We start from the raw sequence: 15,116 nt of genomic DNA on the forward strand, positions 1-15,116 counted from the left end.
GTCACGGGTAGCTCACCAGGTAGGAGATACCGGAGTTGGTGTTGTTCACCGGGTCTCCGGTCTCGTTGACGACATGGCTGATCGTCCCGTCGTTGCCGAGCGAGACGGTGACCATGTCGTGCAGCCGCACCCCGGACGTGTTCGGCACCAGCAGGGCGCTGTCGGCGACGACGCTCGGGTCCGCGAGGAACAGGCAGTAGCTGCCCAGCCCCCACGCCTCGTGCGAGGAGACCGAGTCCGCCACCTGGTAGGCGGCGTAGCCGTGCCGCGAACCGTCCATCCAGGCCGCCTGGTTGGGCGGGTCGTACGGCATCTCGTTCTGGAAGAAGTACGTCCGTCCGGCGTCGCCGTTCCAGAGCACCTCGGTCTTCTGGTGGTGCTCCACGAACAGGCCGTACATCGTGACGCGCGCGCCGTTGACGACCAGGCCGGTGTCGCTGGTGTTGACGTCCCAGCCGACACCGCTGCCGTGGTCGGCCCGCCACAGCCACAGGTTGTCGCCGATCACGTCGGAGCTGTTGATCTCGACGCTGACGGTGGCCTTGCCGGCCTGCGCGCCGCCGATCCGCACGAACACGTCCTGGAGGAGCGTCGGGTCGCCCGCGTGGCCGCCGTCGGCGCCCTGCGGTCCGACGCGGACCAGCACCGCGGAATTCGTGGCGCCCGCGTCGATCAGCAGCCCGGAGATCTTCACGCCGTCGACGTCGGCGACGGACAGCGCGGTGATGCCGTTGTCCGGCAGCAGCGTGGCGATGCCCAGGCCCAGCACGACCGTGCCCGCCCGCGTCACCTCCACGGTCTGGTCGAGGGCGTACACGCCCGGTGTGACCAGCAGGTGCTTGCCCTGCGCCAGCGCGGAGTTGATCGTGGCCGCCGAGTCGCCCGGCTTCGTGATGTAGAAGTCGGTCAGCGGGATCGACTCGCCCTGCGCGCCGCCGTTCCAGGTCACCCCGCGGGCGTTGCTGTGCAGCGCGGGCACGAACACCTGGTACGCGCCGGACCCGTCCACGTACAAGAAGGGCTTCTCCCGGATCACCGGGGCGCTGTCGACCACCGTGTGGGAGGGGTCGGGGAAGTTCTGCGGCGGTGCGCCGTCCACGCCGACGAAGACCATGTTCCATACGGAACCGGCCCATTCGCCGAGCGCGCTGTTCCGGGTCAGCCACTGCTGCTGGGAGCCGGACACGACCCGGCCGTCCACCTTGCAGTCGGCCATGAAGCCGCCGCTGGACCAGCCGTCGTAGCCGTTCCACAGCGGGACCTCGCCGCGGATGTGCACGCGGCGCAGCGGGGCGGCCTGCGAGACCGCCCAGCGGTTGGAGCCGCCGGTCGGGGTGACCGACAGATTCTCGGCGCTGCGCCAGAAGTTCTGGGTGGCGTTGCCCTGCATCCAGTCGGCCTCGACGTGCACCAGGCCGTGGATGTCGACGTCGTCGGGGGACAGGCCGAGACCGGCGACGTGGGTGTAGAAGCCGACGTTGACGTCGAGTCCTTCGTACGTGCCCGGCTTGAAGAACAGCGCGAAGCGGTCGGTGCCGAACTGGTTGGACTCCTGGCGGCGGAAGACGTCCGAGACCTTCGCCTGGATGTCGGCGATCGGCATCGAGGGGTCGAAGACCAGGACGTTGGGGCCGAAGTCGGGGTCCGCGGCGGCGGCGCGCGGACCGGCCGTCGTACCGGCCTTCGTACCGTTCGTACCGTTCGCGCCGGACGCGGTGGCCGCGGTGGCCGCCGAGGCGCGGCCCGCCAGTACCGGGGTGGCCGCGAGGGCCGCCAGCGCGCCGAGGGCCGCGCGCCGGGAGAAGACGGATGTCACCGGTGAGCCGGGTGTGCCGGTCGTGCTGCCTGTGCTGCTTGTGGGGGGTTGAGAGGGGGGAAGTGCGGGGCTGTTCATAGATCACCTGTGTGTTGGGGGGACAGGTTTCCGGAGAGCGCTCTCCCACGGGGTCGGGTAAAGCCCGGCCCGCGCGGGAGAGCGCGGTGTCCGGGCTTACGGCAGTTGGTAGTTCTGGTTCAGAGCCGCGCCCTTCTGGGGCTGCGACTGGTCGTAACCGCGGGCGTCGCACTGGAGTCCACCGTTGATGCAGTGGGTGACCAGCGCGTTGAGGGTCGGGGCGTCCCAGTCGTTGAAGAAGTCGTAGTGGAAGGAGAAGCCCTGGCCACTGGAGAGGTGGACCTGCGACATGTCGCCGTTCACCGGCCAGGCCATCTTGAACTCGATCATCGGCAGGGCGACCGGGTGGTCGGCCGGGCAGACGTTCTGGTTGGCGCCGCCGGCGACCGGGTAGGCCATGTGACTCTTGTGGTCCGGCACGTCCAGGTGGATGCCGTCCCAGCAACTCGGCGCCTGGAGACGGATGTTGAGCTGCGTGTCAGGCGTGTTGGGGCAGCTCACCGGGATGTTCCAGTTGTGGTAACTGGTCCCGCACTCCCAGCCCTCGACGGTGCCCTTGAGGTGCTGGAACTCGTCCTGCGTCTGGCTCGGGCTGCCGACCACGAAGCGCAGGCCCTTGGGGAAGGGGCGGACGCTGGTGTAGTCGTTCACGGACGACTTGTAGTAGATCGTCTGCGTGCCGACCGGCAGGATCTTCTGGGTGCCCTTGAACAGACTCGGCATCCAGTACGCCGACTTGTCGCCGGGCGCCAGACACACCGTGTTACCGGTCTCCAGCGAGGCCGTCGTGGAGTTGCCGTTCGTGCTGGTGTTGCCCATGAAGGTGTGGTCGTGCGACGCCCCCGGCTGGCCGGGGAAGACGATCGGGTCGTCCGGCGCCGTGTGCGTGGGGGCACACTGGGCCTGGAACTCGTGGAAGTACGCGTGCGGCGGCTCGTACGTCGACGGCGTCACGCCGGTGACCGGCGGGTTCGCCATGATGTAGCCGTCGCCGTCCGGGTCGTCGCCGGACGCCAGTCCGTTGCCGGTCAGCGGCATCGCCATGCCGGGCATCCCGGCGTGGTCGGCCGCGTGGTCCGCGGCGGCCGGTGTGCTGGCGGAAGCGTTTCCGGTCGTCATCGCGACCCCGCCGATACCGAGGCCGGTAGCGGCGAGTGACAGGGCTATGAGCAGCCCCGGGATCCTTCTGGTCCTCCGTGCCATGGAGACCTCCTGCTTGATGGTGCGCATGGGGGGCTGACGGCACGACGTGGCGGCAGGCGTCATGACGGGCCGTCAGTTGGGAGAGCGCTCTCCCAGGTACGGAATGTTCCGCTCCCGCTAAGGACATGTCAACGGTTGATGAATCGGCCCCGCTGCGCGAGCCGGGCATTCCGCCACCCCCCGACCACCCTGGCCTGCAAGCCCTCCACTTCTTGCGGATTTCGTGAAGGTCCACCCCCTGCCCTTGGCCTATACCAACCCCCGGCGCCACGCGCTGGCGTAGTCAGCGGTCCCCCCGCCGGGCCGCCCCTTGGGCACGGGCAGGTGGTGCCCCGCCGCCGTGCGGTTCTCGGCCGGCCCCGCCGCCCGGGCACTGCGTGCTGGCGTAATCAGCGGCCCCCCCGCCGGGCCTGCGGCGCGCGCGCTGGGGTGGCACCCCCGGCCGTTGGGTAACCGGCAGGGCGCGCCCCCCCCGCGGCGCGGCCCCCCGTCGGGCGGCAGACACGTAGGCGGCGAGCTTCCCGCAGGGGTCAGGCGCCTTGGCGGCGGGGGATGGTGGTGAAGGTGGGGGAGGGGGAAGGGTCTTGGAAGAAGTCGTTGCCCTTGTCGTCGACGACGACGAAGGCGGGGAAGTCCTCGACCTCGATCTTCCAGACGGCTTCCATGCCGAGTTCGGCGTATTCGAGGACGTCGACCCGCTTGATGCAGTCCTGGGCGAGGCGGGCGGCGGGGCCGCCGATGGAGCCGAGGTAGAAGCCGCCGTGGGCGGCGCACGCGTCGGTGACCTGCTTGCTGCGGTTGCCCTTGGCGAGCATCACGAAGGAGCCGCCCGCGGCCTGGAACTGCTCGACGTAGGCGTCCATCCGGCCCGCGGTGGTCGGCCCGAAGGAGCCCGAGGCGTACCCCTCGGGCGTCTTGGCCGGGCCCGCGTAGTAGACGGCGTGGTCGCGCAGGTACCGCGGCATCTCCTCGCCCGCGTCCAGCCGCTCCTTGATCTTGGCGTGCGCGATGTCTCGGGCCACGACCAGCGGCCCGGACAGCGAAAGCCGGGTCTTCACGGGGTACTTGGTCAGCTCGGCGCGGATCTCGTCCATCGGCCGGTTGAGGTCGACGCGTACGACGTCGTCGTCCAGGTGCTCGTCGGTGGTCTCCGGCAGGAAACGCGCCGGGTCCGTCTCCAACTGCTCCAGGAAGACGCCCTCGGCGGTGATCTTCGCCAGCGCCTGCCGGTCCGCCGAGCAGGAGACCGCGATGGCGACCGGGCACGACGCGCCGTGCCGCGGCAGCCGCACCACCCGCACGTCGTGGCAGAAGTACTTCCCGCCGAACTGCGCCCCGATCCCGATCCTCTGCGTCAGCTCGAAGACCTTCTGCTCCAACTCCTTGTCCCGGAAGCCGTGTCCGGCCGCCGAGCCCTCGGCGGGCAGCTCGTCCAGGTAGTGCGCGGAGGCGTACTTGGCCGTCTTCAGGGCGAATTCGGCGCTGGTCCCGCCCACCACGATCGCCAGGTGGTACGGCGGACAGGCCGCCGTGCCCAGCGAACGGATCTTCTCCTCAAGGAACTTCATCATCGACGCCTCGTTCAGCACCGCCTTCGTCTCCTGGTAGAGGAAGGACTTGTTGGCGCTGCCACCGCCCTTGGCCATGAAGAGGAACTTGTACGCGCCGCCGTCCGTCGCGTACAGCTCGATCTGCGCGGGCAGGTTGGAGCCGGTGTTCTTCTCGTCCCACATCGTCAGCGGGGCCATCTGCGAGTACCGCAGATTGAGCTTGGTGTACGCGTCGTAGATCCCGCGCGACAGCGCTTCCTCGTCGCCGCCCGCGGTGAGGACCTGCTGGCCGCGCTTGCCCATGACGATCGCCGTACCGGTGTCCTGGCACATCGGGAGCACGCCGGCCGCCGCGATGTTCGCGTTCTTCAGCAGGTCGAGCGCGACGAATTTGTCGTTGGGGCTCGCCTGCGGGTCGTCCAGGATGCGGCGGAGCTGCGCGAGGTGGGTCGGGCGCAGGTAGTGGGAGATGTCGTGCATCGCCTCGGCCGCGAGCAGCCGCAGCGCCTCCGGATCGACCGTGAGGAACGTACGGCCGTCCGCCTCGAAGGTGCTGACACCCTCGGCGGTGAGCAGGCGGTACGTGGTGGGGTCCTCGCCGAGGGGAAGCAGATCCGTGTAGGCGAACTCAGGCATGGGGCATTCCTCACTCGGCGGCGGCGCTGCGGCCTCCCGATTCTAGAACGCCCCCGAACGGCCGGGCGGGCCGGACCCCTAGGGGGTACTTCGGGGTAGTCGCGATCTATCGCGTCTGTGTACCGTAGGGACGTGGACGAATCGCAGCTCCAGAAACGCGCGCAAGAGCAGCCCCAGCCGGTGCGTACGGGCAAGCCCACCGCGGAAGCGGACCTGCGGGCGTCGGACGCGGACCGGGACCGGATCGCCGACATCCTGCGCGAGGCCCTGGCCGAGGGCCGTCTGGACTCGTCGGAGCACTCCGAGCGGCTCGACCAGGTCTACGCGGCCAAGACGATGGGCGAACTGGAGCCGCTGGTACGGGATCTGCCGGTGGGCAGGACCAGCGCACCGGCGCCCGCCCCCGCGGCGCGCGGCGGTTACCACTACGCCCCCGACCCCAGCGGCGAGAACCCGAACCTGGTCGGCATCCTCGGCGGGGCCGAGCGCAAGGGCCGCTGGCGCGTCGGCCACCGGATCACCGCGGTCGCGATCATGGGCGGCGTCGAGATCGACCTCACCGAGGCCACCTTCACCTCGCCCGAACTGGTCATCCACTGCACCGCGATCATGGGCGGCATCAGCGTCAAGCTGCCGGAGAACGTGACGCTGCGCGGCGGCGGGGTCGTCGGCATCATGGGCGGCTCCGACGTCAAGGCGTTCGAGGCGCCGGACGCCGACGCGCCGGTGGTCCGCATCGACGGCTTCGCCTTCTGGGGCGGCGTCGAGGCGAAGGCCAAGCGCGGCAAGAAGGTCAAGGACTGGACGAAGAAGAACCTCGAGAGCTGAGGCGCGGGACCGGTCGGGGGAGCCTCCGGCGCCGGGGTGAGGCGGCCTCGCGCACGGGTGAGCGGACAGCGGCGGTTTCACGCCCCCCGACTCCGTAACGGCTGTGATTGATGGTGCGTAAGTGCGCCAAGCATCGTGCGTGTTTCCGCCATCCGCAGGTCACAGGCTTGCGGGGCTCTCGCGCCGGGCGAACACGGTGCGCATGAAGTCGCGTACAGCGGGTAGGGGTTCGAGCACGCCGCCGCACTGCCGCCGTTGAGATCCGCGCCCGCCGGGGGAGTGGTCGGTGACGCGCCAGGGTGGCAATCGCCGAGCCGTCGTCAGGAGTATCCCGTGCTTCAACCGATCGAGCCCGTCACGGACACCGCCTACCCGCCCGGTCATCCGCGGGATCTGGGCGGGCCCTGGCACTCGGAGGCCGCCTGCCGCAGTGACGAGGCGGGGCTGTTCTTCGCCCCGTCGAAGGAGCCCACTGCCGCTCGTCTGTCCCGGGAAGAGGCGGCCAAACGCGTGTGCGCGCGCTGCCCGGTGATGCTCGAATGCCGCGAACACGCCCTGCTCCAGCCGGAACCGTACGGGGTGTGGGGCGGCATGACCGCCGCCGAGCGCCGCGTGGTGCTGGCCCGCCGCCGCCGTCGCGAGGTCGAACTCCAGCGCCCCGACCCGCAGATCGCCGCCGCGGGCTGACCGTACGGCTCAGCGGCTCAGGAGTTTCGTCGGCCGGGCGCCGCCCGCCGCGCCGCATCCGGGAATACGGGGCCCGAGTGCGCCGCGGCAGGCGGCAGCCGACATACCGAAGGACGTACCGAAGACGGGGAGCGGGCCTCAGCGCGCCCGGTCGAAGTCGATCGCGCTGTACGCCCGCAGCTTGGACAGCCGGTGCGTGGAGTCGATCTGCCGGATCGTGCCGGACTTGGAGCGCATCACCAGCGACGAGGTGGTGGCGGTCTCCGCGCGGTACCGCACCCCGCGCAGCAGTTCGCCGTCGGTGATCCCGGTGGCGACGAAGAAGACGTTCTCGCCGCTGACCAGGTCCTTGGTGTGCAGAATCCGGTCCAGGTCGTGCCCGGCGTCCAGCGCACGGCGCCGCTCGGCGTCGTCCTTCGGCCACAGCCTGCCCTGGATCGTGCCGCCGAGGCAGGTGATCGCGCAGGCCGCGATGATGCCCTCGGGCGTGCCCCCGATGCCCAGCAGCATGTCCACGCCGGTGCCCTCGCGCACCGCCATGATCGCGCCCGCCACGTCGCCGTCGGCGATGAACTTGATCCGGGCGCCGGTCTCGCGGATCTCCTTCACGATGCCGTCGTGCCGCGGCCGGTCGAGCACCACGACGGTGACGTCCTCGGGCGCGCTGCCCTTGGCCTTGGCGACCCGGCGCACATTGACCGCGGGCGGCGCGGTGATGTCGACGTACTCGGCGGCCTCGGGGCCGACCACCAGCTTGTCCATGTAGAAGACGGCCGAGGGGTCGAACATGGTGCCGCGGTCGGCGACGGCGAGCACCGCCACCGCGTTCGGCATGCCCTTGGCGGTCAGCGTGGTGCCGTCCACCGGGTCGACGGCGACATCGCACTCGGGCCCGGTGCCGTCACCGATCCGCTCGCCGTTGTAGAGCATCGGCGCCTCGTCCTTCTCGCCCTCGCCGATGACGACGACGCCGTTCATCGAGACGGTGTGGACGAGGGTGCGCATCGCGTTCACCGCGGCGCCGTCGGCCCCGTTCTTGTCGCCCCTGCCGACCCAGCGTCCGGCCGCCATCGCGGCGGCCTCGGTGACGCGTACGAGTTCCAGTGCCAGGTTGCGGTCAGGGGCCTCCGGGCTCACTTCGAGCTGGGGCGGCAAATGCTGTTCGGTCATCACGCGCACCTTTCTGTACGAGGACGGCCGGAATATGAGGGTGTTCCGACCCTATCGGTTCGGCGCGAATATGAGCAGGGTGCACGTCACATGAGCGCCTGGTGCCCGGTGCGGGCCGGGGCCCGCGGAGGGTGCGGACCCCGGCGTCCGGGGCCGTTCCCGGCATGGGGGACGATGGTCGGGTGGCAGCAGACAAACGTGGCAACAAGACCGTGCGGGACCTGGTGCTGTCGATGGCGGTGATCGGCGCCGTCGCCGCCCTCATCTACGTGTTCATCCCGCACGACTCGAAGGCCGACCCGACCAAGCCGGTCACCTTCTCGGTGGAGCTCGGCCAGGCGCGGCGCGACGCGCCGTACAAGGTGGCGGGGCCCGAGGGGCTGCCCGCGACCTGGCGGGCCACCTCGGTCACCTACAGCGCGGCCGACCCGCAGGCGGTGACCTGGCACATCGGCTTCGTCGACCCCGAGGACCAGTACGTCGCCGTCGAGCAGAGCAACGCCGCGGCCGAGCCGTACATCAAGGACGTCACCTTCGGCGCGCACCGCGACGGCGGCCGTACGGTCACCGCGGGCGGCCTGGTCTGGGAGCGCTACGCGGGGCCGAAGTACAACGCGCTGGTCCGTAAGGAGCAGGGCGTCACCACGGTGGTACTGGGCACCGGCAAGGACGCGGAGCTGACGACGATGGCCGCCGCGCTGAAGGAGCGCGGCGGCCAGTAATCGGTAGCCGGTCGTACGGACATACGTCCCACCGGTAGCCGGTCATACGGACGTACGTGTGACCAGGTGCCCGGTCATACGGACATACGTCGGTCCGTCGTACGGATCAGACGGTCGTCACGACCTGCTCGTACGACAGGCGAGGGTTGCGGTCGTACCAGGCGGCCTCGCCCGGCTTGCCTATGTTGACCACGGCCAGCACCGAGTGCTCGCCGTCCGCGAAGAACTCCTTGTTGATGCCGTCGGCGTCGAAGCCGGTCATCGGGCCGGCGGCCAGACCGGCGGCGCGGACGCCGATGATGAAGTAGCCGACCTGGAGCGCGGCGTTCAGCGCGGCGGACTGCTCGCGGACCGGGCGCTCGGCGAAGATCACGTCCTTGGCCTGCGGGAAGACCGGGAGCAGGGTGGGCAGCTCCTCGTGGAACTCGTTGTCCGCGGCCAGGATCGCCACCAGCGGCGCGGTCGACGTCTTCGCCTTGTTGCCCTCGCTCATGTGCCGCACCAGGCGCTCGCGCCCCTCTTCGGTACGGGCCAGGACGACGCGCAGCGGCTGCTGGTTGAAGGCGGTCGGCGCGTACTTCACCAGGTCGTAGATGGCCTGGACCTGCTCGTCGGTCACCGGCTCGTCGGTGAACGTGTTGGCGGTGCGGGCCTCACGGAAGAGCAGGTCCTGGGCGGCGGTGTCGAGCACGAGAGTCATGCGGGATCCTCAGGTCTTTCGGTCGTGCGAGGGGCGCGCGCCGGGGGGCGGCGCGTCGGAACACTCCGACCAACCTGGGTGAACGTTCAACCATTCCCTGGGGCAAGTGTGACCCCTGTCACTCCTGTGCGGCCCCAGTGACCCCTTCCGCCTCCTCGTCGTCCTCCTCCGCCGCCAGCGCCGCGTCCAGCCGGGCCCGCGCGCCCTCCAGCCAGCGGCGGCAGACCTTGGCCAGCTCCTCGCCCCGCTCCCACAGGGCCAGGGACTCCTCCAAGGTCGCGCCGCCCGCTTCCAGCCGCCGTACGACGTCCACCAGCTCGTCGCGCGCCTGCTCGTACCCGAGGGCCGCGCTGCCGCTCTCCCGGTCCGCCGTATCGGTGGTGCCTGCCGTGTCTGCCATGGGGGCAAGCCTAGGCGCGGGGTGGGACAGGTCAGGCGACGCGCACACCGACATCACCGCGTGACGACGCCGAACCGCGCGCCGCCGACATCACCGCGCGCCGCCCACGCCCACCCCGGCATCACTCCGTGACGCGCACCGTGAAGTCGCCCTCGGCCACCCGCGCCCGCAACGCGTCGTCCGGCGCCACCTCCGCCGGGTCCCGTACCACCGAGCCGTCCTCGCGCTGGAGCACCGCGTACCCGCGGCGCAGCGTCGCGGCCGGGGACAGCGCGACCACCCGCGCCAGGGTGTGCGAGAGATCCGCGTCGGCGCGCTCCAGCAGATGGCGCAGCGTACGGCGGGCCCGGTCCACCCGGTCGGCCACCTCCGCCGCGCGGCCGTCGATCATCCCGTACGGCGCCGCCATCGACGGACGGCTCAGCGCCGCCTCCAGGCCGCGCTCCTCCCGGTCCAGCAGCCCGCGCATCACCCGCAGCGCCCGGTCCCGTACCAACTGGACGCGCGCCAGCTCCTCGCGCACATCCGGCACGATCCGCTTGGCCGCGTCGGTCGGGGTGGACGCCCGCAGGTCGGCGACCAGGTCGAGCAGCGGCGAGTCCGGCTCGTGGCCGATCGCCGAGACCACCGGGGTCCGGCAGGCCGCGACCGCGCGGACCAGCTCCTCGTCGGAGAACGGCAGCAGGTCCTCGACGCTGCCGCCGCCGCGCGCCACCACGATCACGTCGACATCCGGACGCGCGTCCAGCTCCCGTACCGCCTCGATCACCCGCGGCACCGCGCTCGCGCCCTGCACCGGCACATTGCGCACCTCGAAGCGGACGGCGGGCCAGCGCAGCCGCGCGTTCTCCCGCACGTCCCGCTCGGCCGCCGAGGCGCGGCCGGTCACCAGGCCGATGAGCTGCGGCAGAAACGGTATGGGCCGCTTGCGGTCCAGCGCGAAGAGCCCCTCGGCCGCCAGCGTCTTCTTCAACTGCTCCAGGCGCGCCAGCAGTTCACCCACCCCGACCGGGCGGATCTCCACCGCGCGCAGCGAGAGCTGGCCGCGCGGCCCGTACCACTCGGGCTTGGCGTGCATCACCACCCGCGCGCCCTCGCCGACCACGTCCGCGACCTGCTCGAAGACACCGCGGAAGCACGTCACCGTGATCGACACGTCGTGCGAGGGGTCGCGCAGCGTCATGAACACCACGCCCGCGCCCGGCCGCCGCGACAACTGGGTGATCTGCCCCTCCACCCACACCGCGCCCAGCCGGTCGATCCAGCCGCCGATCAGCCGCGACACCTCACCGACGGGGATCGGCGTCTGCGCCGAGGTGTTCAGAGCCATGCCCGCAGCGTAGTGGGCGCGACCGACACCGCCGCCGAACGGCCGCACCCCCGTACGCCCCCGCGCGTGCGATCAGCGCCCCCGTACGATGGACCCCATGACTGCCGCTACGAGCCCCCGCCGCGTCCTCCTCGCCGCCCCCCGCGGGTACTGCGCGGGCGTGGACCGGGCCGTGATCACCGTCGAGAAGGCGCTGGAGCAGTACGGCGCCCCGGTCTACGTGCGCAAGCAGATCGTGCACAACAAATACGTGGTCCAGACGCTGGAGAAGAAGGGCGCGATCTTCGTCGACGAGACGGACGAGGTGCCCGAGAACGCCATCGTGATCTTCTCCGCGCACGGCGTGGCCCCTGTCGTCCACGAGGAGGCCGCCCAGCGCAGCCTCGCCTCGATCGACGCGACCTGCCCGCTGGTGACCAAGGTCCACAAGGAAGCCGTCCGCTACTCCAAGGACGACTACGACATCCTGCTGATCGGCCACGACGGCCACGAAGAGGTCGTCGGCACGATGGGCGAGGCGCCCGACCACATGCACCTGGTCGACGGCCCCGCCGACGCCGCCAAGGTCACGGTCCGCGACGAGTCCAAGGTCGTCTGGCTCTCCCAGACCACCCTGTCGGTGGACGAGACGATGGAAACCGTGGACGCGCTCAAGGAGCGCTTCCCCAACCTGCTCTCGCCGCCCAGCGACGACATCTGCTACGCCACGCAGAACCGCCAGGTCGCGGTCAAGCAGATCGCCGCCGACGCCGACCTGCTGATCGTGGTCGGCTCCCGCAACTCCTCCAACTCCATCCGGCTGGTCGAGGTCGCCCTCCAGTCCGGCGCCGGCGCCTCGTACCTGGTCGACTTCGCCGAGGAGTGCGACGAGGCGTGGCTGGACGGCGTCACCACCGTCGGCGTCACCTCCGGCGCGTCCGTCCCGGAGATCCTGGTCGACGGCGTCCTGGACTGGCTGGCCGAGCGCGGCTACGCCGATGTGCAGGTGGTGACCTCCGCCGAGGAGTCCATCCAGTTCTCGCTGCCCAAGGAACTGCGCCGCGATCTGCGTGCCGAGGCCGCCGCCGGGGAATCCGCCAAGAGGTGACTTTTTCCCGTCACCTCTAACCTGGGGGCCATGAATATGTTCGGTGTGGACATCGGTGGTACGGGAATCAAGGGCGCTCCGGTCGATCTGGACCAGGGCGCCCTGTCGGACGATCGCTACAAGATCGACACCCCTCAGCCCGCGACTCCGGAGTCGGTGATCGACGGGGTGCACCAGGTCATCGAGCACTTCGGCTGGTCGGGCCCGGTCGGCGTGACCTTCCCCGGGGTGGTGGTGGACGGCACCACCCGTACGGCGGCCAACGTGGACGGCGGCTGGGTCGGCCTGGACGCGCGCGGGATGCTCGGCGACCGCCTCGGCCTGCCCGTGGTGGTGCTCAACGACGCGGACGCGGCGGGTGTCGCGGAGATGACGTTCGGCGCGGGCCGCGGCCGGGGCGGCACGGTCATCATGCTGACGCTGGGCACCGGCATCGGCAGCGCCCTGTTCGTGGACGGCAATCTGGTGCCCAACACGGAACTGGGCCACCTGGAGCTGCACGGGCACGACGCGGAGAAGAAGGCGTCGGTCAAGGCCCGCGAGGACGAGGACCTGAGCTGGGAACACTGGGCGCACCGGCTCCAGAAGTACCTGGCGCACGTGGAGATGCTCTTCTCGCCCGACCTGTTCGTGATCGGCGGCGGCGTCAGCCGCAAGTCGGAGAAGTTCCTGCCCCTGGTGAAGGGGATCAGCGCCGAGATCGTTCCCGCTGAACTGCAGAACAACGCGGGGATCGTCGGCGCCGCGATGGCAGCCGCAAAGCTCTGATCCCGACGATCGCGGCGGCCAGCACCGTCCCGGCGTAGAGCCAGCCGGTCATCAGCGCCAGCCCGGTAAAGATGCCGAGCAGATGACCGGCCAGGCCGCCGCCACCGCTGTCGGCGGTCAGCGCGATGCCCACGGCGAAGGCGATCGGCGCCGCCACCGGGGCCGCCACCAGGTCGTACGGGCGTACGTACACCGCCGCCGCCACGCACACCGCGACGAAGACCAGGCCGAAGAAGACGCCGGGACCGTCGAAGAGCAGGACGTCGATCCCGCCGCCCGCGACCGTCACGGCGGTGGTCAGCAGCCCGGTGCCGAGGCCGGTCAGCCGTGGCCTGGGCCGCTGGGCGGTACGCAGCCGGTGGACGGTCTGCCGTACTGCGGTGGCCATGACGGCCTGCCGGGGGCGCGGGGCGCGGTACACCCCGACTGTGGCCTCTCCGCCGGGTCCCGGAGCTGCACCTGAACGCGCACTGTGTTGGTCCACCTACTTACAGTAGGCACGGCAGTCGGGTGATCGCACGGCGGGACACGCGCTTTGCCCCTCCGGGGCGGGGCGGGGCTTTTTGGCGCGCACGTCCTCGGAGCGGTCCCCGTACCGGGTGCGGTGACGTCCTCGGGCCGGTGTTCGACGGGCGGCCGGGCGGTACGGCGGCGGCCCGTAGACTGGTGGCCGTCCGAACACCCACCAGCCCACCGCTCCGGGAAGTCTCCACGTGTCGCTCTCCATCGGAATCGTCGGTCTGCCGAATGTCGGCAAGTCGACGCTCTTCAACGCCCTGACCAAGAACGACGTGCTGGCGGCCAACTACCCGTTCGCCACGATCGAGCCGAACGTCGGAGTCGTGGGCGTCCCCGACGCCCGCCTCGGCACGCTCGCGGAGATCTTCGGGTCGGCGCGGGTGCTGCCCGCCACCGTCGACTTCGTGGACATCGCGGGCATCGTCCGCGGCGCCTCCGAGGGCGAGGGCCTGGGCAACAAATTCCTCGCGAACATCCGCGAGTCCGACGCGATCTGCCAGGTTATCCGGGCCTTCAAGGACGACAACGTGGTGCACGTCGACGGCCGCGTCTCGCCCAAGGACGACATCGAGACGATCAACACCGAGCTGATCCTCGCCGACCTCCAGTCCGTCGAGAAGGCGATCCCGCGCCTCACCAAGGAGGCCCGCCTCCAGAAGGAGAAGGCCGCGGTCCTCGCCGCCGCCGAGGCCGCCCAGGAGATCCTGGCCGCGGGTGACACCCTCTTCTCGCGCGGCATCACCAAGGGCACCGAGCAGGGCACCCTCCTCCACGAGCTGCACCTGCTCACCACCAAGCCGTTCCTCTACGTCTTCAACGTCGACGAGGACGAGCTGGCCGACGAGGACTTCAAGAACGAGCAGCGCGCCCTCGTGGCCCCCGCCGAGGCGATCTTCCTCGACGCCAAGCTCGAGTCCGACCTCGTCGAGCTCGACGACGCCGAAGCCCTCGAACTCCTCCAGTCCGTCGGCCAGGAGGAGCCCGGCCTCGCCACCCTCGCCCGCGTCGGCTTCGAGACCCTCGGCCTCCAGACCTACCTCACCGCCGGCCCCAAGGAATCCCGCGCCTGGACCATCAAGCGCGGCGCCACCGCCCCCGAGGCCGCCGGCGTCATCCACACCGACTTCCAAAAGGGCTTCATCAAAGCCGAGGTCATCTCCTTCGCCGACCTCGTCTCCACCGGCTCCGTGGCCGAAGCCCGCGCCAAGGGCAAAGCCCGCATGGAGGGCAAGGAATACGTGATGCAGGACGGCGACGTGGTCGAATTCCGCTTTAACGTGTAGCCGCTTGCGCGGAGGGCCGTCTGAACTGCGGCGGAGGAGGTGCGCGGCCTCAGGGCCCGCACCGAATCCGCAGGAGCACCGACATCTCGTCGCCCTCGTCGGGGCTGTCCGCGTACGCCTTGCCGACGGCGGCGCGGGTCCGTTCGTCGAGAGTTCCGAATTCTCGCTCTTCTTTCATTCCCCTCTCCTTCTCAGTAGGCGATACGTCAACCAGCAGACGTAGCCAATCGCCACTGAGGCAAGCGGAGGTACCCACTCGGGAGAACGCGGCCACGCTGCCCGTATGACCACCATGGATACCATGCAGCAGGTGAACCCGATGAAATTCAGAGGTTCGTT

Annotated in this window: 15 protein-coding genes; 6 read left to right on the top strand and 9 right to left on the bottom strand. The window is 70.4% G+C overall.

Translation table 11 applies throughout. The features are described 5' to 3' along the window. Position 1 precedes the first annotated feature (1 nt). The 3 genes from ACZ37P_RS29740 to ACZ37P_RS29750 form a co-directional block, all read right to left on the bottom strand. Positions 2-1,894 (bottom strand): adenylyl cyclase, encoded by a 1,893-nt coding sequence (locus ACZ37P_RS29740; protein ID WP_467349443.1) that lies wholly within the window; start codon positions 1,892-1,894, stop codon positions 2-4. 96 nt (positions 1,895-1,990) lie between these two features. Then, positions 1,991-3,097 carry a DUF1996 domain-containing protein gene (locus ACZ37P_RS29745; RefSeq protein WP_355347946.1) on the bottom strand — a complete coding sequence of 369 codons (1,107 nt, stop codon included), beginning with the start codon at positions 3,095-3,097 and terminating at the stop codon, positions 1,991-1,993. Positions 3,098-3,627: 530 nt separating this feature from the next. Further along, a complete protein-coding gene (locus ACZ37P_RS29750; protein WP_401312956.1) occupies positions 3,628-5,283 on the bottom strand; it encodes a fumarate hydratase in 1,656 nt (551 codons plus the stop codon). 132 nt (positions 5,284-5,415) lie between these two features. Here ACZ37P_RS29750 and ACZ37P_RS29755 point away from each other — a divergent pair, with 132 nt between their 5' ends. Next, positions 5,416-6,111, top strand: coding sequence for a DUF1707 SHOCT-like domain-containing protein (locus ACZ37P_RS29755; RefSeq protein WP_355347952.1), 696 nt, complete (start codon positions 5,416-5,418; stop codon positions 6,109-6,111). A gap of 333 nt (positions 6,112-6,444) precedes the next feature. Next, positions 6,445-6,798 carry a WhiB family transcriptional regulator gene (locus ACZ37P_RS29760; RefSeq protein WP_188281299.1) on the top strand — a complete coding sequence of 118 codons (354 nt, stop codon included), beginning with the start codon at positions 6,445-6,447 and terminating at the stop codon, positions 6,796-6,798. Positions 6,799-6,936: 138 nt separating this feature from the next. On the opposite strand, the gene glpX is transcribed toward ACZ37P_RS29760, so the two are convergent. Next, a complete protein-coding gene (gene glpX, locus ACZ37P_RS29765) occupies positions 6,937-7,968 on the bottom strand; it encodes a class II fructose-bisphosphatase (RefSeq protein WP_355347954.1) in 1,032 nt (343 codons plus the stop codon). A gap of 164 nt (positions 7,969-8,132) precedes the next feature. Here glpX and ACZ37P_RS29770 point away from each other — a divergent pair, with 164 nt between their 5' ends. Then, positions 8,133-8,690 (top strand): DUF4245 domain-containing protein, encoded by a 558-nt coding sequence (locus ACZ37P_RS29770; RefSeq protein ID WP_401312960.1) that lies wholly within the window; start codon positions 8,133-8,135, stop codon positions 8,688-8,690. Positions 8,691-8,796: 106 nt separating this feature from the next. Here ACZ37P_RS29770 and ACZ37P_RS29775 read toward each other — a convergent pair whose 3' ends face one another. The 3 genes from ACZ37P_RS29775 to xseA all read right to left on the bottom strand — a co-directional run bounded on the left by ACZ37P_RS29775 (position 8,797) and on the right by xseA (position 11,120). Continuing rightward, the gene (locus tag ACZ37P_RS29775; RefSeq protein ID WP_391049214.1) at positions 8,797-9,390 is read right to left on the bottom strand and encodes a malonic semialdehyde reductase; all 594 of its coding nucleotides are present in this window, start codon (positions 9,388-9,390) and stop codon (positions 8,797-8,799) included. 118 nt (positions 9,391-9,508) lie between these two features. Continuing rightward, complete coding sequence (locus ACZ37P_RS29780; protein WP_401721762.1) at positions 9,509-9,790, bottom strand: exodeoxyribonuclease VII small subunit; 282 nt, start codon at positions 9,788-9,790, stop codon at positions 9,509-9,511. 121 nt (positions 9,791-9,911) lie between these two features. Next, positions 9,912-11,120 carry an exodeoxyribonuclease VII large subunit gene (xseA, locus tag ACZ37P_RS29785; protein ID WP_355347966.1) on the bottom strand — a complete coding sequence of 403 codons (1,209 nt, stop codon included), beginning with the start codon at positions 11,118-11,120 and terminating at the stop codon, positions 9,912-9,914. Positions 11,121-11,208: 88 nt separating this feature from the next. On the opposite strand from xseA, the gene ACZ37P_RS29790 reads away from it, so the two are divergent. Together ACZ37P_RS29790 and ppgK are read left to right on the top strand one after the other, a co-directional pair. Continuing rightward, positions 11,209-12,207 (top strand): 4-hydroxy-3-methylbut-2-enyl diphosphate reductase, encoded by a 999-nt coding sequence (locus ACZ37P_RS29790; protein ID WP_355347969.1) that lies wholly within the window; start codon positions 11,209-11,211, stop codon positions 12,205-12,207. A 30-nt stretch (positions 12,208-12,237) separates the two neighbouring features. After that, the gene (gene ppgK, locus ACZ37P_RS29795; RefSeq protein ID WP_355347972.1) at positions 12,238-12,975 is read left to right on the top strand and encodes a polyphosphate--glucose phosphotransferase; all 738 of its coding nucleotides are present in this window, start codon (positions 12,238-12,240) and stop codon (positions 12,973-12,975) included. Here the strand turns inward: ppgK and ACZ37P_RS29800 are convergent. Then, positions 12,896-13,363 (bottom strand): DUF6542 domain-containing protein, encoded by a 468-nt coding sequence (locus ACZ37P_RS29800; protein ID WP_467349448.1) that lies wholly within the window; start codon positions 13,361-13,363, stop codon positions 12,896-12,898. The two genes, ppgK and ACZ37P_RS29800, sit on opposite strands and share 80 nt — an antisense overlap. A 325-nt stretch (positions 13,364-13,688) precedes the next feature. Here ACZ37P_RS29800 and ychF point away from each other — a divergent pair, with 325 nt between their 5' ends. Next, the gene (gene ychF / locus ACZ37P_RS29805; protein ID WP_355347978.1) at positions 13,689-14,777 is read left to right on the top strand and encodes a redox-regulated ATPase YchF; all 1,089 of its coding nucleotides are present in this window, start codon (positions 13,689-13,691) and stop codon (positions 14,775-14,777) included. A 49-nt stretch (positions 14,778-14,826) separates the two neighbouring features. Here ychF and ACZ37P_RS29810 read toward each other — a convergent pair whose 3' ends face one another. After that, a complete protein-coding gene (locus tag ACZ37P_RS29810) occupies positions 14,827-14,955 on the bottom strand; it encodes a hypothetical protein (RefSeq protein WP_467349450.1) in 129 nt (42 codons plus the stop codon). Between the last annotated feature and the right edge of the window lie 161 nt (positions 14,956-15,116).

The organism is Streptomyces sp. NPDC024632, from assembly GCF_055559175.1.